Here is a 23,242-nt window from a genome sequence, read left to right as displayed (position 1 = left end):
ATCCATGATTATTACAATGAAGAATTTTAAAAAAATAGTTACTGTTTTAATTATTGCTTTGATAAACTTTTCAGTTTTTTCTCAAAATGTTCATCGAAAATTTGACAGTATTAAGCAGTTTGATAGTTATGTTGAAGTAAAAACAAATGATGGATTGTACAGATTTCAACCATACGGAAATAAAATAATTGAAACTTCATTTATTCCAAATGGTGAAAGTTTTTCTGAAAATTCTCACGCAGTAGTTTTAAAACCAACATCGGTTAAAATGAAAATTATCGAAACTTCTAATAATACAGAAATTAAACTATTAGATTTTTCAATAAAAATAGCACATTCACCTTTTCAAATATCCTATTATTATGAAGGTAAATTATTAACTTCTGAAAAAAATGGTTATTCTAAAAATGATGAATTTGAAGAATTAGATTTCAATTTAACCAACGATGAAATTTTATATGGAGGTGGCGCGCGTGCATTGGGAATGAACCGTAGAGGTTACCGTTTGCAATTATATAATAGAGCGCATTATGGATACGAAACGCATTCGGAATTAATGAACTTTACAATTCCATTAGTGTATTCTTCAAAAATGTACGCTATTCATTTTGACAATGCACCAATTGGCTATTTAGATTTAGATAGTCAAAAAAATAACACGCTTACCTATCAAACAATATCTGGTAGAAAAACCTATCAAATAATTGCTGGTGATGATTGGGAAGAATTGGTAGAAAATTATGTGAGTTTAACAGGATTTCAACCGTTAATTCCACGTTGGGCATTGGGTAATTTTGCAAGCAGATTTGGGTATCATTCTCAACAAGAGGTTGAAAATACAATAGCAAAATTTTCAGAAGAAAAAATTCCTGTTGATGCTGTAATTTTAGATTTATTTTGGTTTGGAAAAGAAATGAAAGGAACCATGGGAAATTTAGAATTTCATAAAGATTCCTTTCCTAATCCTGAGAAAATGATTGCTAATTTAAAAGCAAAAGGAGTTAAAACAATTTTAATAACAGAACCTTTTGTGTTAACAACTTCAAATAGATGGCAAGAAGCTGTTGATAAAGATATTTTAGGAAAAACCAAAGAAGGAAAACCATACACCTACGATTTTTACTTTGGTAACACTGGGATTATAGACATTTTTAAACCTGAAGGAAAACAATGGTTTTGGGATATTTATAAAAATTTAAATAACATTGGTGTTGCTGGTTGGTGGGGAGATTTAGGTGAGCCAGAAGTACATCCGTCAGATTTATTACACGCAACAGGAACTGCAGATGAGGTGCATAATATTTACGGGCACAATTGGGCAAAATTAATTTTTGAAGGTTATCAAAAAGATTTTCCAAACCAACGTCCGTTTATTTTAATGCGTGCAGGTTATTCAGGTTCACAACATTATGGAATGATTCCTTGGTCTGGAGATGTCAACAGAACTTGGGGAGGATTGCAATCGCAAGTTGAAATAGCGTTGCAAATGGGAATGCAAGGTTTAGGCTATATGCATTCTGATTTAGGTGGTTTTGCAGGTGATAATTTAGATGATGAATTGTATACACGTTGGCTTCAATATGGAGTCTTTCAACCAATTTATCGTCCACACGCACAGGAAGAAGTACCAAGCGAACCTATTTTTAGAGAGGCAACTACAAAAGCTTTAGCAAAAAAATCTATAGAATTACGTTACAGTTTGTTGCCTTATAATTACACACTTTCCTTTGAAAACAATCAAAAAGGAACACCATTAATGCGACCATTATTTTTTGAAAATACTACAAATAATGAGTTGTTTTTAAATGATAAAACGTATTTGTGGGGAAATGATATTTTGGTGAGTCCAGTGGTAAATTCTAGATTAAAGCAGCAAGAAGTTACTTTTCCAAAAAACGCTAATTGGTTCAATTTTTATACTGATGAAAAAGTTGAAGGAGGTCAAACAAAAACGGTTCAATTATCTTTAGAAAGTATTCCAACATATGTTCGTGGAGGTGCTTTTATTCCAATGATTGCGTCAATTCAAAATACAGATGCTTATAGCTTAAAATCGTTTGACTTGCATTTTTATTTTGATGAAACCGTTAAAGAAAGTGAAGGTAAATTATATAATGATGATGGTGAAACACCAAATGCTTTTGAGAAAGAAATGTATGAAATATTGCATTTTGAAAGTGAATTAAAAAAAGGTTGTTTAACTGTTGAAATTGAGCTAGAGCTAGGGGAAAACTATCAATTTTCATCAAAAGAAATAAAACTAATAGTTCATAATATTTCAAAAAAACCTAAAAAAGTGAAAGGTTATAAGTTTACTTGGAATGATGAAAAGGGTACACTTGAAATTATAATTTCAATACAAAAAGTTTCAGAAAAAACAATCAAAATTAAATTCTAAATAAGAATGAAAAAATATTTAATACTACTAATGCTATCTACTATTTTAGCAAGCTGTAACACAAAAAAACAAGAAATGATTTCAGCAAAGGAAACCAATAATATTCCTTTTATTTGGGAAAATGCAAACATCTATTTTTTATTAACAGATAGATTTAATAACGGAAACCCTGAAAATGATGTTAATTTTGATAGAACAAAAGAAACACCCAAATTACGTGGGTTTGAAGGTGGTGATATTATTGGAATTACAAAAAAAATTGAAGAAGGTTATTTTACAGATTTAGGGATAAATGCTATCTGGCTAACGCCAATTGTAGAGCAAATTCACGGAGATGTTGATGAAGGAACCGGTTCAACATACGGTTTTCATGGGTATTGGACAAATGATTGGACTACTTTAGATCCTAATTTTGGAACAAAAGAAGATTTAAAAAAATTAGTAGAAGTAGCACATAAAAACGGAATTAGAATTGTATTAGATGGCGTTATAAATCATACAGGTCCAGTAACTGAATTAGATCCTGTTTGGCCAAATGACTGGGTGCGGACTGATGTGCAATGTTCATATAAAGATTATGAATCTACTGTGATGTGTACATTGGTAAAAAATTTACCAGATATTAAAACGGAAAGTAATGAGAATGTAGAAATTCCGAAAGTTTTGGCTGAAAAGTGGAAAGCAGAAGGAAGGTACGAGCAAGAAATGAAAGAATTAGATGATTTTTTTGCAAGAACTGGCTACCCAAAAGCACCAAGATTTTACATTATGAAATGGTTAACAGATTATATAACTGAATTTGGAATTGATGGTTATAGAGCAGATACGGTAAAACATACGGAAGAAACAATTTGGGGAGAATTTAAAAAAGAGTGCGAGTACGCTTTTGCGGAATGGAAAAAAAATAATCCAGATAAAGTGTTAGATGATAATGCGTTTTATATGGTTGGTGAAGTGTATAATTATGGAATTGGAAGTGCACAGTTGTATGATTTTGGTGATAAAAAAGTAAATTATTTTGAAAATGGATTTAATAGTCTAATCAATTTTGAGTTTAAATGGAATGCAGCTCAAAATACCTATGAAGAATTATTTTCTAGATATTCTAATATTTTAAACGATCAATTAAAAGGCTTCTGCGTTTTAAATTACGTAAGTTCTCATGATGATGGAAGTCCGTTTGATAAAGACAGAACAAAACCATACGAATCTGCAACTAAATTATTGTTGTGTCCCGGTGCAGCACAAGTATATTATGGAGATGAATCTGCACGATCTTTAATAATTGAAGGAACTGTTGGCGATGCAACTTTGCGATCTAATATGAATTGGGATGAAATAGCCAATAATCAGCAAACGAAAGATGTTTTAACACATTGGCAAAAATTAGGAAAGTTCAGAAAAAATCATCCAGCTGTTGGTGCAGGAGTTCATAAAATGTTGAGTGAAAATCCCTACGTTTTTGAAAGAACTTTTACAAAAGGAGCCTATACCGATGCTGTTGTAATTGGTTTAGATCTTCCTGAAGGGGAGAAAGAATTAACTGTTGGAACAGTTTTTACAGATGGATATGAATTAATTGATGCATATTCTAAAACAAAAACAACTGTAAAAAACGGTAAAGTGAAATTGAACACTCCAAACTCTGTAGTATTACTTGAAAAAATTAATTAAAATGAAATATATAAAATTAAGTGTATTAATAGTAGCCTTTATTATGGGTTCTTGTGCAAAAAAACAATTACAAGAAATTGTAATTGCTTCGCCAAATAACTCCATCGAAATTAAATTCAATTTATCTAAAAATGGTGAGCCAACATATTTAGTGAATTTTAAAAATGGTGAAGTTATTAAGCCTTCTACTTTAGGTTTTAATTTAAAAGATCAGCTTTCATTAAAAGATAAGTTTGAAATTATTAATGCCGTTTCTAGTAGTTTTTATGAAACTTGGCAAATGCCTTGGGGAGAGCAATTAGATGTTGTAAATAATTATAATGAGTTAAAAATTGAATTGCAAGAAACATCAGAATTAAAAAGAAAACTAAACATTATTTTTAGAGTTTTTGATGATGGAATTGGATTTAGATATGAATTTCCAGAACAAGAAAATTTAAAGGAAGTTTTTATTACAGATGAAAATACACAGTTTAATTTAACAGGAGATCATAAAGTTTGGTGGACACCCGGAGATTGGGATATTTATGAGCATTTATTTAGTACAACCAATTTTTCAAATATTGATGCTTTGTCAAAAGCGAATCACCCTGATTTAGGGCAAACTTATATTCCAATAAACGCTGTAAATACACCAGTGACAATGAAAACAGTAAGTGGTTTGCATTTAAGTTTTCATGAGGCTGCTTTAGTTGATTATGCTGATATGACTTTAAAAGTTGATACCACTAATTTTACAATGACTAGCGGATTGGTAGGTTCGGCAAATAGAGATTATAAAGTATTTAGAACTGTTCCCTTTGAAACACCTTGGAGAACTATACAAATTGCAGAAAAAGCTGGAGATTTAATAGAATCTAAACTAATTGTAAACTTAAACGAACCTAATAAATTAGGCGATGTTTCTTCTTGGGTTAAACCAACAAAATATATGGGAATATGGTGGGAAATGCATTTAGGTAAATCAACTTGGGATATGAGTGCACAACAAGATATGACTTCCCATACAACAGAATTGAAACCTCATGGAAAGCACGGCGCAACAACTGAAAATGCTAAAGCTTTTATTGATTTTTCAGCTAAAAATAATATTGGAGCTATATTGGTTGAAGGTTGGAACACTGGGTGGGAACATTGGATTGGTTTTGAAGATAGAGAAGGCGTGTTTGATTTTGTAACTCCTTATCCAGATTATGATTTAAAAGAAGTGGTGCGTTACGGAAAAGAAAAAGGTGTTGAAATTATTATGCATCATGAAACTTCTGCAGCAACTGAAACCTATGAAAAGCAACAAGATACAGCGTATGCATTAATGCAAAGTTTAGGAATTCACGCTGTTAAAACTGGTTATGTAGGTAAAATATTACCTAAAGGTGAATATCATCACGGTCAATATATGGTAAATCAGTATAATAATGCAGTGATTAAAGCAGCGAAATACCAAGTGGCAATCAATGCGCATGAACCTATTAAGGATACAGGTTTACGAAGAACATATCCAAATACTATTTCTCGTGAAGGTCTACGCGGACAAGAGTTTAACGCTTGGGCAACTGATGGTGGAAACCCAGCAGAACATTTACCAATTGTGGCTTTTACAAGAATGTTGGCAGGCCCTATAGATTATACGCCAGGAATTTTTGATATTAAATTTGATAAATGGAAGGTTGAAAATCAGGTAAATACTACTATAGCTCAGCAGTTAGCTTTGTATGTTGTTATTTATAGTCCAATACAAATGGCGGCAGATTTAATTGAAAATTACGAAGGAAATCCTGCGTTTCAATTTATAAAAGATGTTGGAGTAGATTGGCAGCAAACCAACATTTTAAATGGTGAAGTTGGTGATTTTGTTACTATTGCACGTAAAGAAAGAACATCAGAAAATTGGTTTGTAGGCGGAATTACCGATGAAAATGCAAGAGAAATGGAATTAAATTTTGATTTTTTAAGTCCAAATACAACTTATGAAGCAATTATTTATGAAGATGGAACAGATGCCCATTGGGATAAAAATCCAACTTCAATAAATATAAAAACAATAGAAATAAACAATCAATCAATTATAAAAATGAAACTTGCTCCAGGAGGAGGTTTCGCAATAAGTTTAAAACCTAAAAAGTAATAATCAATGAAAAATATTTATTTAATTTTAATTCTTGCTATGATAGTATCGTGCAAAACAGAACCTAAACAAGCGGTAAGTGAAGTGCCCGCTACAATTGCTCCAATTTCTGATGAAGTATTAGAAAATGCAGTTATTTATGAAGCAAATATCCGTCAATATTCAGTTGAAGGAACATTTAAAGAATTTACTAAAGATATTCCAAAATTAAAAGAATTGGGAGTTAAAATAATTTGGGTTATGCCAATTTATCCAATTTCTACAACCAAAAGTAAAGGTACCTTAGGAAGCTATTATGCAATTTCAGATTACACAAAAGTAAACCCAGAATTTGGAAATTTAGAGGATGTTAAAAATCTTGTAAAAACAGCACACAAAAATGGTATGTATGTAATTTTAGACTGGGTTGCAAATCATACCGGTTGGGATCACGTTTGGTTAAAAGAACATCCAGAATATTATACTAAAAATGAAGCTGGAAAAATTACGCATACTGTTGGAACAGATTGGACAGATGTTGCAGATTTAAATTATGATAATTTAGAAATGCGTGCAGAAATGTTGGAAGACATGAAATATTGGTTAAAAGAAGCTAATGTGGATGGATTTAGATGTGATGTTGCAGGAATGGTTCCTACAGATTTTTGGGAAAATACAGTTGCCGAATTAAAGAAAGTAAAGCCAGTTTTTATGCTAGCAGAGGCTTGGGAGCCTGAGTTAATGAAAAATGCTTTTGATATGGGATACAGTTGGGATACGCACCACAGAATGAATCACATTGCAAAAGGTGAAGAAACTGTAAAAAATTGGGATGATCGAATGGCTCAAATTGATACATTGTATGCAAAAGATGATATTTTAATGAATTTTGTAACAAACCACGATGAAAATTCTTGGAATGGAACAGTGAAAGAACGTATGGGTGATGCATCAGAATTAATGTTGGCATTGTCATATTGTGCACCTGGTATGCCATTAATTTATAGTGGCCAAGAATACGATATGAATAAAAGATTATTGTTTTTTGAAAAAGACACTATTAATAAAACAAAAGGAAATGTTTGGCCAATTTTAGAGAAATTAGGAACGCTTAAAAATACAAATAAAGCTTTAAATGGAGGTAAAAATGCTGCATCATATACCAGAATTAGTTCTTCAGATGATCAAAATATTTTAATTTTTACAAGAGAAAAAGAAGGTCAAAAGCTAACTTTTATTGGTAATTTATCAAATAAAGAGATTAATTTTGTATTTAAAAAAGAGGGCGAATCAACCAATTATTTTACCAACGATAAGGTTCTTTTTTCTGGAGAAACTGAGCAAACATTTAAACCTTGGGAATATAAAATATTTATAGATTAACAATGTTTTAACAATTTGAATATAAGTTTTTTAAACAAAAAAAAGGTATCTTTAAAAGATGCCTTTTTTATTAAAAAACAGCGAAATCGTTTTAGTGAATATTGACCTGTTTTGTAGGAAAAAATTTCATTAAAAAGTACCTTTGAACTATTAATTTTAAGTAATGAATGAACCTATTAAAAAGATAGCAGTTTTAACCTCAGGAGGAGATGCTCCGGGTATGAACGCAGCAATACGTGCTGTTGTTAGAGCATGTACATATTACAGAGTTGATTGTATTGGTGTTTATAGAGGATACCAAGGATTAATTGAAGGAGATTTTGAAATGCTTTCCGCACGCCACGTAAGTAATATTATTAACAAAGGGGGAACTATTTTAAAATCAGCAAGATCTGAAGAATTTAAAACAGTTGAAGGAAGAGCAAAAGCTTATGAAAACCTAAAAAAAGCGGGTGTTGGTGCACTTGTCATTATTGGTGGTGATGGTACTTTTACTGGAGGATTAAAATTTATTGAAGAATTTAATTTTCCTGTTGTTGGTATTCCCGGAACAATTGATAATGATATCTATGGTACTGATAATACAATTGGATATGATACAGCTCTAAATACAGTTGTTGAAGTTATTGATAAAATTAGAGATACAGCAAGTTCGCATAACCGATTATTTTTTATTGAAGTAATGGGTAGAGATGCTGGTTTTATTGCTTTAAATACTGGTATTGGTGCAGGAGCTGAAGAAATTCTAATTCCTGAAAAAAACTTAGGACTAGATAGATTAGTTGAATCACTTGACAAAAGTAGAGAAAAAGGAAAAACATCAAGTATTGTTGTTGTTTCTGAAGGAGATAAAATTGGAAAAAATGTTTTTGAATTAGCTGATTATATTAAAGAAAAATATCCTTTTTATGATATTAGAGTCTCAGTTTTAGGTCATATGCAACGAGGTGGTTCACCAAGTTGTTATGATAGAGTTTTAGCCAGTAGATTAGGTGTTGCAGCAGTTGAAGCATTGTTAGATAGAACCTCAGGAGTAATGGTTGGTGTTACCAACAATGAGGTAACTTCTGTAGGTTTCAATAAAGCAATTAAAATGAATCACGATATTAACGAAGAATTACTAAAAGTTGCTGAAATAACTTCAGTATAAATAATTGAATAATAAATTAAAATAATAGAGATGTCAACAATTAAAATTGGAATTAACGGATTTGGTAGAATAGGAAGAATTGCGTTTAGAGTAGCAATGACAAGACCAAACATTGAAGTAGTAGGAATAAATGATTTATTAGATGTAGATCACTTAGCTTATTTATTAAAGTACGATTCAGTACACGGTAAATTTGATGGTACAGTTGAAGTAAAAAATGGAAACTTAATTGTAAACGGTAATGAAATTAGAATTACTGCAGAACGTAACCCAGAAGATTTAAAATGGGATGCAGTTGGAGCAGAAATTGTTTTAGACTGTACAGGAATTTTTACAAGTTTAGAAGGAGCAGGAAAACACATTATAGCTGGAGCTAAAAAAGTTGCAATTTCTGCACCATCTGCTGACGCACCAATGTTTGTAATGGGAGTAAATCATAAAGAAATTACAGCAGCAAATACAATTGTATCTAACGCATCTTGTACTACAAACTGTTTAGCACCTTTAGCGAAAGTTATCAATGATAACTTTGGAATTGTTGAAGGTTTAATGACTACTGTACATGCTACAACAGCAACTCAATTAACTGTTGATGGTCCTTCTAAAAAAGACTGGAGAGGTGGTAGAAGTGCATTAGCAAATATTATACCTTCTTCAACTGGAGCTGCAAAAGCAGTGGGAAAAGTTATTCCAGAATTAAACGGAAAATTAACAGGTATGTCTTTCAGGATACCAACTCCAGATGTTTCTGTAGTAGATTTAACAGTAAGAACTGAAAAGTCTGCAACATGGGCTGAAGTTAAAGCTGCTTTAAAAGCTGCTTCAGAAAATGAATTAGCAGGTGTTTTAGGATATACTGAAGAAGCAGTTGTATCTCAAGATTTCGTTTCTGAACCAAGAACAAGTGTTTTTGATGCAGATGCAAGTATTGCTTTAAACGATAATTTCTTTAAATTAGTTTCTTGGTATGATAATGAATTTGGTTACTCAACTAAATTAGTTGATTTAGCTACTTACATTGCAAACGTAAAGTAATTAATTATATTAAATAAATTAAAAAATGATTCTAATAGCAGACGGAGGCTCTACAAAAGCCGATTGGATTTGTTTAGATATGGCTGGAAATCAGGTATTCAAAACAAGAACAAATGGTTTAAATCCTGAAATTTTAAATGCAGAAGCTGTATTACACAGAATTCAGGAAAATAATGAGATATCAAGTTGTAAAGACCAAGTTACACAAGTGTATTTTTATGGTGCAGGTTGTGGTACCGAAAGATTAACAACTTTGCTAACGTCTATATTTGAATCATTTTTTAAAAATGCAAAAGTTGTAGTAAAAGAAGATACTTTTGCTGCAGTTTATGCGGTAACTAATAAACCAGGAATCGTTTGTATTTTGGGAACAGGATCAAATAGTTGCTATTTTGATGGTGAAGATGTTGATGTAAGAGTGCCTTCATTAGGTTATATACTAATGGATGAAGCGAGTGGTAATTATTTTGGGAAAAAATTAATTCAAGATTATTATTATAGTAAAATGCCAAAAAAAGCTGCCGAACTTTTTGAAAAACAGTTTGATTTGGATGCTGATACCATTAAAAGAAATATCTACAAAGAAGAAAATCCGAATGCTTATTTAGCAACTTTTGCAGAATTTTTATTAAAAAATGAGCGAACAGCCTATTTTAATAAAGTTCTAAGAAAAGGAATAGTTGAATTCTTTAAAAATAGAGTTTTAACCTATAATGAAAGTGAGGAAGTTCCGGTACATTTTGTAGGTTCAATTGCATTTTTTGGAAAGGATATTATTGAAGATGTTGCCAATTATTACAGAGTTGTATTGGGTAAAGTTGTAAGACGCCCAATAGATGGTTTAATTGATTACCACAGAGAAAAGTTAGCTTTAGAAAAAATCTAAAATTCTTTCTAAAGCCATTCCACGAGATCCTTTAATTAAAATGGTAGCGTGGGAAATATTAAGTGTTAAAGTTGAAGTTTTAAACGCTTCAAAACTATCATAAATAAAAGCATTTTTTGCACTTGTTGTAGAAAATGCTTTTCCTATTAAATACACTTCATTAAAATTATAAGAGCTTACTAAATCAGCTATTTTTTGATGTTCAATTAAACTTTCACTGCCTAATTCAAACATATCGCCTAGAAAAACTACTTTTTTAGAAGCTTTTAATTGGTTAAAATTTTCTAGTGCAGCCGACATACTACTTGGGTTTGCATTGTATGCATCTAATATTATTTTATTAGTTCCTCTTTCAATAATTTGGGAACGGTTATTTGAAGGTGTATAATTTTCAATTCCTTCTTTAATTTTGTTTAAACTAACATTAAAATAATTTCCAATGGAAATTGCTGCAGCAATATTGTTAAAATTATATTTTCCAATTAAATTACTTTCTATTTCAGTGTTTTTAAAAAGTACTTTAACAAAAGGATTTGCTTCAATAAATTGAATTATTTCATTATTAAACTTAATAGAATTAATTTTTTCAGATTGTATAATTTGTATTGGATCATCATAATTTACAAAAGCAATTCCATCATTTTCTCTAAGAAAATCATACAGTTCAGATTTTGCTTTAATAACACCTTCTACACTTCCAAATCCTTCTAAATGTGCTTTTCCAAAATTGGTAATGTAACCAAAGTTTGGTTCGGCAATTTTACACAAAGTTTCAATTTCTTTTAAGTGATTTGCTCCCATTTCAATAATACCAATATCAGTTGTTGATGTTATTGATAACAGTGTTAAAGGAACACCAATATGGTTATTTAAATTACCTACTGTAGCTGTAGTTTTATATTTTTTAGATAACACAGCATTAATCAATTCTTTTGAAGTTGTTTTTCCGTTACTACCTGTTAAAGCAATTATTGGGATATTCAATTTTTTTCGATGAAAATTTGCTAAACTTTGAAGTGTCTCAAGCACATTTGGAACCAAAATTGTGTTTGGATGCGTATGATATTTTAATTCATCAATAATAGCAAATTTAGCGCCATTTTCAAGCGCACTTATAGCAAATGAATTTCCATTAAAATTTTCTCCTTTCAGCGCGAAAAATAAACTTCCTTCTCTAATTTTTCTTGTATCAGTATCTATCAAATAACTTTCTTCAAAAAGTTTATATAGTTGGTCAATTTTCATAGTTTAAATATAAAAAAAACCTCACTAAGTTAAAGTGAGGCTATTAATTTTATGAATATTAAATTTTAATATCTAATTTTTGTAGTAGTTGGCAACCTTCTTTTGTATGTCATTGGTCCAATTCTGTCAGTTACACATCTAAATCCAATATAATTTGTTGCCATATATTCTGGTAGATATCTTCTTTGAGAAGGATCTAACCAATATTCTCTATCTTTCCAAGAGCCTCCTTTGTAAACTCTCGATTTATCGCTAATAAGCGTGTTTCTTTTCTCTGTATCATATTGCTGCATAATTAAGCCACTTTCTCCAATTTCACGTGGTTTAATAGGTGAGTTATACATTCTTGGTTTGGTTTCTAATTCTTCTTCATCTTTAGCATAAAATTTTGTAGATTTTAAGTCACCATCTTTCGCATCAACATTATATGATTTTTCATAATTATCTCTCATATAAGCATCACGCTTTGTGATAGGAATATATTTTACACTACCAGGTAAAGATTTAGGTACTAATTTTCCGTTATCTAAAGTGTCATATTCTACAGAAACATTGTCAGTAATTACTACATTACCTTCAGCATCAATCATTTTTTTTGTAAAAATGTTACCTCTAAAATAGTTAAAATCATTGGCATCATTATCTACAATTGGTCTGTAAACATCGGCAACCCATTCTGCAACATTTCCTGACATATCATATAATCCAAAAGCGTTTGGTTCGTATGATTTTACTTGAATAGTAATATCTGCTCCATCATTGCTCCAACCAGGAACACCGCTATAATCACCTTTTCCTTGTTTAAAATTCGCTAATTGGTCACCTCTATATTTTTTAGACTTGTTTCTTGTATATTTTCCATCCCAAGCATATTTTTTTCTGCCTCGTGTATTGTTGTATTCTCTGTTTTCAACAATTGCTTTAGCAGCATATTCCCATTCAACTTCTGTAGGAAGTCTAAACTTAGCACTTAAAATACCATCAGAAATTTTTACTTGTCTTCCCGTAAATTCTCCTCTTGCTGGTTTCGGATCGTCTTTTTTTCTTTTTACATTATCAGTCAATCCTTTTTTGTAAATGTCTTGGTTTCCTCCAAAAACTTGATTTGGATTGTTTAAATATGCATCAGTATCAAAATTATTTTCACCACTAACTTCAATGTCCTCAAGATTGTAAATGTTTTTTAATACACCCTTGTCCATTAATATTTTTTCGTTTACTCTATTGGTTCTCCAATGACAATATTGGTTTGCTTGGATCCAGCTAACACCAATTACTGGATAATCTGCATATCCAGGGTGTCTTAAATAGTTTTCTGTAAGTAATTCATTAAAGCCTAAAACATCTCGCCAAACTAATGTGTCTGGAACTGCTGATAAGTAAATATTTTCATAATTAACATCACTTGGAGGATAAACTTTTTCCATCCAATCTAAATAAAATAAATATTCTGCATTGGTTACTTCAGTTTCATCCATATAAAAAGAACGTACTTGTTGTTTAATTGGAGTTGTATTCCAATCAAACATTACATCATCTTGTACGTGTCCCATAGTAAAAGATCCACCTTCAATAAGTACCATTCCTGGAGGTGCTTGTTGACCTCTGTAATCACCTGCTTCTGAAAAACCTGCTGTTTTTTTATCCTTTGAAGACCAGCCAGTTAATGAAACAATTTTTCGTGGGTTTCTGTTGTGGCAGCTAACCAAAGATGCTACAACCAATATGGTTATTAGTATTTTAGTAATGCTGTATAAATTCTTAAAATTCATTTTAAACTCAATTAGGGTTTTGTGTCGCAATTTACATTAAATTAATTTTTTTACAAGAAAAAATTTAATTATGTTTTTTATTAACGATTGTTTTTGTTCTTTATTATATGTAATGTTGTATTATATTAAAATACCCATAAAAATTTCTCATTATAATTTTAATGAAACGCTCTAAATTAATACTATTTTTTTTTATTTCTATTGCTGGAAATATTCTTTTCGGTCAAAATACTTTTTTTAAGAGGTTTGATTTAAAATGGAAAGAAAAAGCAACTTTCACAATTAATGCAACTAATAAAATTCAAATGGATTTGCTTGAAAATAATCAAGTAAATAATAATTTATTACCTGTTTTTATTGAAAAGTGGGAAGTAGCTAACAATCAAAAAATACTAAACTTTAAAATAACCAATGTTGTTTTTGAACAAGCTTTTATTCCTGATAGTGATTTTGTTAATTCAGATTTAATTCCTTTAAAACTAGCACCTCAATTTCATTTTGTTAATGAGCGCACGCATACATTTGCAATAATTGATTTTGTTCCACTAATTAAAGAAGGAAATATTTTTAAGAAAGTTGTTTCATTTGAGTTGGAATATAGTTCTGAAATTATAAATTTTGCCCAGAAAAACACATCACAAATAAAAAATTCTGTTTTAAGCACTGGAACTTGGTATAAATTTCAAATTGATACTACTGGTGTTTTTAAAATTGATAAATCTTTTTTAGAAAAATTAGGCTTAAATACAAATGAAATCAACCCAAAAAATATTCAAATTTTTGGAAATGGCGGTGAAATGTTGCCATTTAAAAATAGTGAATTTAGGTATGATGGCTTGCAAGAGAATGCAATTTATATTAGTGGTGAAGCTGATAATAAATTTGATGCAGATGATTATATATTATTTTACGGTAAGGGTCCACATGGTTGGAATATAAAATCAAATCCAAGTATCGAAAATATAAGCCATGCTAACAATATTTTTTCTGATGCTTCTTATTATTTTTTAACAGTTGGAAATTCTTTAGGGAAACGCATTTCAGAGCAAACAAACATAACTTCAAGTGCCAGTCATTTTTTATCTTCTTTTCATGATTTCACCTTTTTTGAGGAAGATTTGGTAAATTTATATGGTACAGGCCAACAATGGTTTGGAGATGATTTAAGTATTAATAATACCAAATTATATTCAATCCCTTTTAATGAAATTGAAGCTACATCAAAAGTATATGTTAAGGTTAGAGGTGTTGTTGAATCTTCATTGCCTTCATCAATGGCTGTAAAAGTAAATAATCAAAATTTATTTAATTTAAATTTTCCTGCAAATGGAGGTTTAACAAGAGCAATTGCAGTTGAAAATAAAGGGAATTTAATAACAGAAGGGAATAATATTAATGTTGAAATTAATTTTAATAATGGAGGTAATCCATCGTCAAAAGCATTTTTAGATTATATTGAAGTAATTGGAGAAAAAAAATTAGTGGCAAGTGGTAAACAGTTTTCATTTAGAAACTTTGATATATTAAACTTAAATGGAACTGTTGAGTATGCAATTAAAAATGCTTCAAAAATTGATCTGATTTGGAATGTTTCAAATCCGTTAAATCCAACAAATGTTAAAAATCAGTCTACCAATTCAGATTTTAAATTTAATGTTAGTGGAGGTAAGTTAGAAGAATTTATTGCAATTAATTACAGTGATTTATATAGACCTAAGTTAACTGAAAACAATAAAGTTGAAAATCAAAACTTACACAGTTTAAGTAATATAGATTATATAATTATTACACAAGATTTTTTAGTAGAACAAGCAGAAAGATTGGCTAATTTTCATCGATTAAATTCTAATTTAAAGGTTGAAGTTATAAAACTAAATCAAATTTATAATGAATTTGCATCAGGTTCGCCAGATATAACTGCTATAAGAGATTTTGTAAAACATTTATATGATAATTCATCATCAAACAAAGTAAAATATGTTTGTTTATTTGGAGATGCTACTTATGATTATAAAAATCGTATAAATAATAACAACAATATTGTGCCAGTTTTTGAAGCTTTTGATAGTTTTAATTTAGCAACTTCATATGTTACAGATGATTATTATGGGATGATGGATGCAAATGAAGGGTCATTACTTTCTTTTGAAAGACAAGATGTTGCTACCGGAAGAATTCCCGTTAGCGAAGTGTTGCAAGCTGAAAAAATTGTAGACAAAATCTTAAATTATTATAATAAAAATTCTTTTGGTAACTGGAGAACTTCTATAACTTTAATTGCTGATGATATTGATGCCATTGGAGAAGAAGTTTTACAAGAACAAATGGAGGAAATTGCAGACACCATTTTTAAAGGGAAACCACAATTTAATTTAAAGAAAATTTATTTAGATGCCTATACACAAGAAAGCACATCGGGCGGCAAAAAATATCCTACGGCAAAATTAGATATTCTTAATCAAGTAGAATCTGGAACGTTATTGGTAGATTATTTTGGGCACGGTGGTGAAGGAGGTTGGTCATCGGAAGGAATTTTAGGCGTATCTGATATTCAAAACTTTAATAATAAATTTAAATTACCATTATTTGTAACAGTAACCTGTGAGTTTACAAGATTTGATAACCCAATAAGAAAAACTGCTGGAGAATTTTTATTTTGGAATGAAAAAGGAGGTGCATCAACATTAATTTCAACAACAAGAGAAATTTTTATTAGCGTTGGTCAATCACTTAATGAACGATTAATAAAACCATTACTTAACTTTAATAATGAAAATTACACCATTTCTGAAGCTTTAATGTATACTAAAAATCAGTTTTCAACCACACAACGTTTTTTTATATTTAATATTGGAGATCCAGCAATGCATTTAAGTGTACCCAAACCAAATATTAGATTAACTAAAATGAACAACAAACCTATTACTCAATCTTTAGATACAATTAAAGCTTTGTCTTATGTGAAATTTGAAGGAGAAATTACAGATTTGTCAGAAAACATTATTACAGATTTTAACGGTGAAATTGATATTACGGTATACGATAAACCAATTAATAAAACCACTTTAGATAACGATAATAAAAATAAAAAAATGCAATTTGATGTTATAGAAAGTAAAATATTTACAGGTCGTTCAAAAGTTGAAAATGGAAATTTCACTTTTGATTTTATAACGCCAAAAGACATAAAAATAGCTTATGGAAAAGGTAAATTAAGTTTTTATGCCAATAACACAATTACAGATAAACTAGGTTACAATTCCAACATAACAATAGGAGGAATTAATTCTAACGCTCCAGAAGATACCACTGGGCCAAATGTTCAATTATATTTAAATGATTTAAATTTTGTTGAAGGAGGAAATACCAATGAGTCACCATTATTTATAGCTGTTATTGAAGATGAAAGCGGTATAAATACCTCTATAACAGCTGTTGATCACGATATTGTTGCAATTTTAGATGGAAATCAATCAAATCCAATTATTTTAAATGATTACTACCAAACAGAACTAAATAATTATAAAAAAGGTAGAATAGAGTATCCGTTAAGAAATTTAGATCCAGGAATTCATACAATTACATTAAAAGTTTGGGATACTTACAATAATTTATCGGAAACTTCGTTTTCATTTATTGTAGTTAATGATAGTGATTTGGTATTAACAAATGTATTAAATTACCCAAATCCATTTATTAATTATACAGAGTTTTGGTTTAATCATAATAAACCAAATGAATTGTTAAATGTTCAAATTCAAATTTTTACTGTTTCAGGAAAATTAGTGAAAACAATTAATCAAACAGTACAATCGGAAGGTACCTTATGTAAATCAATTGTATGGAACGGATTAGATGATTTTGGTTCCAAAATAGGAAAAGGTGTATATGTTTATAAATTAAAAGTAAAATCTATAAATTCTAATACTTCTTCTGAAAAAATAGAAAAATTAGTAATACTTCAATAAGAAATTAAGATATTTGTATAGTTAAATTAACCCTTTTAATGAAAAAAATAATTTTTACCTTAGTTATATTAGTTGCTTTTGCAAAAACTATTAACGCTCAAGATATACCAAATCCAATCACAACAGCCACACCATTTCTTTTAATTGCACCTGATGCAAGAGCCGGAGGTATGGGAGATGTAGGTGTTGCAACTTCACCCGATGCAAACTCTCAACATTGGAATGCTTCTAAATTTGCATTTATGAAATCTCAGTTTTCAGTAGGAGTTATCTATACACCTTGGTTAAGAGAACTTACAAACGATGTGTTTTTAGGTGGTTTTTCATTTGCTAATAGAATTGACGACAGAAGTGCTTGGGCAGCAAGTTTGAAATACTTTAATTTAGGACAAATTGATTTAACCGACATAAATGGTGCGCCAGAAGGGACAGAAAAATTAAATGAATTTTCGGTAGATGGATCATACTCATTAAAGTTAAATGAAACATATTCTATGGGTGTAACATTGCGTTATATTCGTTCTGATCTTGGTATAGAATCAGCAAATTCAACAATAAATCCTGTAAATACATTTGCGGTAGATATTTCTGGTTACTTTCAGTCAAACGAAGCAAATTATGGCGATTTTAATGGTGTTTGGCGTGGTGGATTTAATATTTCTAATATTGGACCTAAAGTTTCATATACAGATGATGGACAAGAAAATTATATTCCTACAAATTTTAAAATTGGAGGTGGATTTGACTTTATTTTAGACGATTACAATAAAATTGGAGTCAATTTAGAATTTAATAAATTATTGGTGCCAACACCAAGTGTTTCTCGTGATGGAAATGGTGAACCACCATATTTGCAAGAAGAAGCAAGTTTTGTTAGCGGAATGTTTAAATCTTTTGGAGATGCTCCAGGAGGTTTTAGTGAAGAACTTAAAGAATTTACTTGGGGATTAGGTGCAGAGTATCTATATGATAACTCTTTTGCATTGCGTGCTGGGTATTTTAATGAAAGTGATATTAAAGGAGCTCGTAAATATTTTACAATTGGATCTGGATTTAAATTTAAAAGCACTAGATTAGATATTTCGTATTTATTCAATGCTTCTGATATAAATAATCCGCTAGAAAATACACTAAGATTTTCATTATCATTTGATTTCGGAGAAATTTTTGAAGTGTATTAATTAAAAAAAGGAAATCTTTTTAATGAAAAAAGTTGAAATTAAAACTAATATAGTAGTTTTTGATGCTATTGGTGAGCTTGAAAGCTCAGTAATTCAGTTAATGGAGGCTGCAATTGAAGCAAAAAAAAACGCTTATGCACCATATTCAAAATTTAAAGTTGGTGCAGCATTATTGTTAGAAAATGGAACAATAATAACAGGGAATAATCAAGAAAATGCAGCATATCCTTCTGGTATGTGTGCCGAAAGAGTTGCAATTTGGAAAGCATCTTCAGAATATCCAACTACAAAAATTTTAAAATTGGCAATTTCGGCAAGTTCATCTTCGCAAATATTAAGCGAGCCAGTTGCTCCTTGTGGTGGGTGTAGGCAAACTTTATCAGAATATGAATTAAAACAAAAAGATAAAATTGAGGTTTATTTTATGGGTGAAATAGGGAAGATTATTATGACAGATTCTTTACTAAATTTATTACCAATTGCATTTGATAAATCTTTTCTTTAAGAATTTAAATGAAAAAAGATATTGAAAATAGAGCAGATATCTATTTATTAGTTAAACACTTTTATACTAAATTAATGAATGACGATTTAATGCGTCATTTTTTTTTAGAATTTAGTAAACCAGACTTATTAGAAGAGCATCTCCAAACTTTAGTAGATTTTTGGGATAATGTGCTATTTTATTCTGGTGGGTATCGTAAAAATGCAATGCTTCCACACCTAACTTTACATCAAAAAAATCCAATATCAAAAAAGCACTTTAATACTTGGTTATCAATGTTTAATAGTTCGGTTGATGAGCTTTTTGAGGGTGAAGTTTCACACCAAGCAAAGTCGCGTGCACAGTCGATAGCCATCGTAATGGAAATTAAAATTTCTGAGTTAAATAAGTAATACGTTTTAATTTTATTGTCTAATTTTATAGAATGAAAATTAACTCAGTAATTACAGGAACAGGCAGTTATATTCCAACGCTTGTTAAAAAAAATTTTGACTTTTTAAATGATACGTTTTTAAACGAAGATGGCACTCCATTTGAGTATGAAAATGCAATAGTTATAGATAAATTTAAGTCAATAACAGGTATTGAAGAAAGGCGATACGCAACCCCAGAATTAACTTCATCAGATTTAGGTTTTTTTGCAGCTGATAGAGCTATTTTAGATGCTGGTATTGATAAAGAAACGATAGACTATATAATTTTAGCCCATAATTTTGGTGATGTTAAAAGCAACTCAATTCAAAGTGATATTTTACCAAGTTTAGCTTCTAGAGTGAAACAAAGGTTGGGCATTAAAAATCCTAATTGTGTAGCTTATGATATTCTTTTTGGTTGTCCAGGTTGGATTCAAGGAGTTATACAAGCTGAAGCATACATAAAATCTGGGATGGCTAAAAAATGTTTAGTAATTGGTACAGAAACGTTATCAAGAGTAATTGATCCTTTTGATAGAGATTCAATGATTTATTCTGATGGTGCAGGAGCGTGTATTGTTGAAGCTGTTGAAGGAGATTTAGAGACAGGAATATTAAGTCATGCTGCACAAACCAACACTGTTGATGAATGTTTTTATCTATTTTATGGTAAGTCATATAATAAAGAGGATAAATCAAACATTCGTTATATAAAAATGTTTGGAAGGAAAATATATGAATATGGTTTAAATCATGTTCCGTTAGCTATGAAAACTGCTTTAGATAAAAGTGGTGTGAGTATTGATGACGTTAAGAAAATTTTTATTCATCAAGCAAACGAAAAAATGGATGAAGCAATTTTAAAGCGATTTTATAGACTGTATAAAAAAGCAGTTCCAAAAGATGTTATGCCAATGAGCATACATAAGTTAGGAAACAGTTCTGTTGCAACAGTGCCAACTCTTTTTGATTTGGTGAAACAAGGTAAAATTGAAAACCAAGAAATTAATAATGGAGATATAGTTATTTTAGCCTCTGTTGGAGCCGGAATGAACATTAATGCAGTTGTTTATAGGTATTAAATTTAAAAAGCTATTAGTCAATAAAAGTAATTATAATAAGTTTTTTTTGTATCTTTACAAGATAAACCCCTCAAAGACAAATATTATGATAAAAAAAACTTTTATTGCTATTATAGCAATTGGACTATTTAATTCCTGTCAGACTGATGATTTGCAGCTTGGAGAAATTGAAACTAATTCTTATGAATTTACGGTAAATACAAAAGATTTATCTGGATTAGTTTCTAGAAATTCTGAATCAGCATGTTATTCAACACCATTAATTGCTGGACAAAACTACACGGCAGGTAGAATTGATGTTGAAATTGTGAATGAAGAAGGTGTAGATTTTGTTTATATTACTTATTTAACAAATGAAGATTGGGTACTTAAATTAACCCATTTATATGCTGGAGACAAAGAAGGTATTCCTGAAACAAAAAAAGGAAACCCTCAACCTGGTGTGTTTGAAAAAAGAATGGATTATGAAGCCAATATTATTTCAGATTTCGAGGTTGAATATAAAATTCCAGCCGAAGCATTAAATGAATGTTTTTACATTGCCGCACACTGTGAGGTTGTTAAAGTTGATGAAAAAGGCAATGAAATACAACGAGAAACTGGATGGGGAGAAGGAGAAGAATTTGAAGGCGGAAGTTGGGCTATGTATTTTGAGTTCTGTAAATTTAGTTGTGAAACTGGAGGAGGAGATACAGGTGGTGAAAAATAAAATTTAATATTAATAAAAAAACCCTCATCTGAGGGTTTTTTTATATTAATCTAAAACTTCAATAATTGGTTTGCCTGTATTACCGTTTGTTTGGGCAATTTTAAGAAAACTAGTAATTGTAGGAGCAATATCAATTATTGGATAATAATTATCTGATTGTCCTTTTTTAATGCCGCTTCCATAAAATATTAAAGGCACATGAGTATCATAACTGTATCCTGAACCATGTGTACTACCTGTTTTATCATAGGTTATAGTTGTTGGATTTGGTACAAAAAGCACATCTCCTGAAAATTTTTGATTATAACCATTTTGTAAGGTTTGTAAAACGCCTAAGTCAAAATTTGTAGTTTGTAATGTATGGCCAGTGACTGTTTTGTAAACATTTTTAATGCTTAAAATTTCATCAGCAATTATTTGTGATACATAATTTGCATCAAGCTTTAGCTCTTTTAATTTGTCTTTATTTAAGTATATTTGATAATTAGATATATCTTCAATTATTTCTTTTGATTTAAAATTATCTAAAGCTATTTTTTTAACTAGAGTTTTAAATTCTTGATTATTAAAATAGCCGCCTGGAATTTTTAATGAATTTAAATACGCAGGAACTTCAACAGCTGCGTGATCAGCAGTTAAAAACAATGTGTAATTATCTTTTCCAACATTTGAGTCTAAAATTATTAGTAAGCGTTCAATTTCTTTATCCATTCTAATATAAGTGTCTTCTAATTCTTTAGCATCAACACCAAATTGATGTCCTACATAATCTGTACTGGAATAACTGATGGCTAAAAAATCTGTAAAATTACTGGTTCCTAAATTCTCGCCAATAATGGTAGCTTCAGCAAAATCTGTAACTATTGAATTTCCAAAAGGAATCGCTTTTAATAAACTGTAATTGTCATTTAGTTTTCTTAATTCTGCTAAGTTATATGGAAATGTAGGTGTTTCTTTTCCTTTAAACAACCCTTCATAATTATTGTTGTCAGGCAAAGTTTCAGTATAAGAATTAATATCATAAAAGGTATTCCAGATTTGATTTAAATACGCATTTGCTTTTCCATTGTTATTAAAATCAGTTACCCACTTTGGTAATTCATTCATATAAAAAGTACTGGATATAAATTTACCTTCATCGCCACCTTCAAACCAATACGCAGCATTTGCCGTATGACCAGCTGGTAAAATAGCCGATCTGTCTTTTATTGAAACTCCAATTGATTTTCCTTTCATGTTTTGTGCCAAACGCAATTGATCGCTAATTGTGGTAGTTAACATTCTGTAAGGTGATTTTTTTCCACCAGTTTTTGCACCAACAGTTTCATATCTGTCATCATCAACACAATAAATAGATTTTTTCTCATATTTATCGTACCAATTATTTGAAATAATTCCGTGGTTTGTTGGTGTGGTCCCTGTGTAGATAGAAGTATGTCCAACAGCTGTATATGTTGGAATATAATTGTAATGAACATTCTCTAAGTTATAACCTAGTTTCATTAATTTTTTGAAACCATTTTCACCATATTTTTTATAAAATTTAATTAAATAGTCATAACGCATTTGGTCAACAACAACGCCAACTATAAGTTTGGGGCGCTTAAAATCAACCTGATTTGTTTGTTTTTTTTCAGTAGCAACAAAAGTTGTTTTTTTAGATTTTACGGCAATACATTGTGTAAAGCTGATGCTTAAAAGTAGTATAAAAAGTATTTTTTTCATTTTAAAAGAATT

Annotated in this window: 16 protein-coding genes; 13 read left to right on the top strand and 3 right to left on the bottom strand. The window is 30.1% G+C overall.

What is annotated here, in order from left to right; all coding sequences use genetic code 11:
• Positions 1–16: 16 nt before the first annotated feature.
• The 7 genes from BM335_RS12670 (at position 17) to BM335_RS12640 (ending at position 10,630) form a co-directional block, all read left to right on the top strand.
• A complete protein-coding gene (locus BM335_RS12670) occupies positions 17–2,398 on the top strand; it encodes a glycoside hydrolase family 31 protein (protein WP_090228590.1) in 2,382 nt (793 codons plus the stop codon).
• 6 nt (positions 2,399–2,404) lie between these two features.
• The gene (locus BM335_RS12665; RefSeq protein ID WP_090228487.1) at positions 2,405–4,072 is read left to right on the top strand and encodes an alpha-amylase family glycosyl hydrolase; all 1,668 of its coding nucleotides are present in this window, start codon (positions 2,405–2,407) and stop codon (positions 4,070–4,072) included.
• 1 nt (position 4,073) lies between these two features.
• The gene (locus BM335_RS12660; RefSeq protein WP_090228587.1) at positions 4,074–6,197 is read left to right on the top strand and encodes a glycoside hydrolase family 97 protein; all 2,124 of its coding nucleotides are present in this window, start codon (positions 4,074–4,076) and stop codon (positions 6,195–6,197) included.
• Positions 6,198–6,203: 6 nt separating this feature from the next.
• Positions 6,204–7,559, top strand: a complete 1,356-nt coding sequence (locus BM335_RS12655) for an alpha-amylase family glycosyl hydrolase (protein WP_090228483.1) — start codon at positions 6,204–6,206, stop codon at positions 7,557–7,559.
• Between the two features lie 163 nt (positions 7,560–7,722).
• Positions 7,723–8,709 carry a 6-phosphofructokinase gene (gene pfkA / locus BM335_RS12650; RefSeq protein ID WP_090228479.1) on the top strand — a complete coding sequence of 329 codons (987 nt, stop codon included), beginning with the start codon at positions 7,723–7,725 and terminating at the stop codon, positions 8,707–8,709.
• Positions 8,710–8,739: 30 nt separating this feature from the next.
• Positions 8,740–9,744 carry a type I glyceraldehyde-3-phosphate dehydrogenase gene (gene gap, locus BM335_RS12645; RefSeq protein WP_090228476.1) on the top strand — a complete coding sequence of 335 codons (1,005 nt, stop codon included), beginning with the start codon at positions 8,740–8,742 and terminating at the stop codon, positions 9,742–9,744.
• A 25-nt stretch (positions 9,745–9,769) separates the two neighbouring features.
• Positions 9,770–10,630, top strand: a complete 861-nt coding sequence (locus tag BM335_RS12640; protein ID WP_090228472.1) for an N-acetylglucosamine kinase — start codon at positions 9,770–9,772, stop codon at positions 10,628–10,630.
• Here the strand turns inward: BM335_RS12640 and BM335_RS12635 are convergent.
• Together BM335_RS12635 and gldJ are read right to left on the bottom strand one after the other, a co-directional pair.
• A complete protein-coding gene (locus tag BM335_RS12635) occupies positions 10,616–11,875 on the bottom strand; it encodes a UDP-N-acetylmuramoyl-tripeptide--D-alanyl-D-alanine ligase (protein WP_090228467.1) in 1,260 nt (419 codons plus the stop codon). The two genes, BM335_RS12640 and BM335_RS12635, sit on opposite strands and share 15 nt — an antisense overlap.
• Positions 11,876–11,940: 65 nt before the next feature.
• Positions 11,941–13,647, bottom strand: a complete 1,707-nt coding sequence (gene gldJ / locus BM335_RS12630; protein WP_090228463.1) for a gliding motility lipoprotein GldJ — start codon at positions 13,645–13,647, stop codon at positions 11,941–11,943.
• Between the two features lie 161 nt (positions 13,648–13,808).
• Here gldJ and porU point away from each other — a divergent pair, with 161 nt between their 5' ends.
• The 6 genes from porU (at position 13,809) to BM335_RS12600 (ending at position 21,505) form a co-directional block, all read left to right on the top strand.
• A complete protein-coding gene (porU, locus tag BM335_RS12625) occupies positions 13,809–17,615 on the top strand; it encodes a type IX secretion system sortase PorU (RefSeq protein WP_245780670.1) in 3,807 nt (1,268 codons plus the stop codon).
• Positions 17,616–17,653: 38 nt separating this feature from the next.
• Positions 17,654–18,796 carry a type IX secretion system outer membrane channel protein PorV gene (gene porV / locus BM335_RS12620; protein WP_090228460.1) on the top strand — a complete coding sequence of 381 codons (1,143 nt, stop codon included), beginning with the start codon at positions 17,654–17,656 and terminating at the stop codon, positions 18,794–18,796.
• 22 nt (positions 18,797–18,818) lie between these two features.
• Positions 18,819–19,301 carry a cytidine deaminase gene (cdd, locus tag BM335_RS12615; RefSeq protein ID WP_090228457.1) on the top strand — a complete coding sequence of 161 codons (483 nt, stop codon included), beginning with the start codon at positions 18,819–18,821 and terminating at the stop codon, positions 19,299–19,301.
• Positions 19,302–19,309: 8 nt separating this feature from the next.
• Entirely contained in the window at positions 19,310–19,693 is a 384-nt protein-coding gene (locus tag BM335_RS12610; RefSeq protein ID WP_090228454.1) for a group III truncated hemoglobin, read from the top strand.
• 32 nt (positions 19,694–19,725) lie between these two features.
• Positions 19,726–20,796, top strand: coding sequence for a 3-oxoacyl-ACP synthase III family protein (locus tag BM335_RS12605; protein WP_090228450.1), 1,071 nt, complete (start codon positions 19,726–19,728; stop codon positions 20,794–20,796).
• 85 nt (positions 20,797–20,881) lie between these two features.
• Positions 20,882–21,505: a hypothetical protein gene (locus tag BM335_RS12600; protein WP_090228446.1), complete on the top strand. Its 624-nt coding sequence runs from the start codon at positions 20,882–20,884 to the stop codon at positions 21,503–21,505.
• 45 nt (positions 21,506–21,550) lie between these two features.
• Here the strand turns inward: BM335_RS12600 and pafA are convergent, their stop codons facing one another.
• Complete coding sequence (gene pafA / locus BM335_RS12595; protein ID WP_090228443.1) at positions 21,551–23,230, bottom strand: alkaline phosphatase PafA; 1,680 nt, start codon at positions 23,228–23,230, stop codon at positions 21,551–21,553.
• Positions 23,231–23,242: the final 12 nt, after the last annotated feature.

The sequence above is a fragment of the Lutibacter maritimus genome, assembly GCF_900116115.1.
GTDB lineage: Bacteria > Bacteroidota > Bacteroidia > Flavobacteriales > Flavobacteriaceae > Lutibacter > Lutibacter maritimus.
This window is presented reverse-complemented; position numbering and strand designations above follow the sequence as displayed.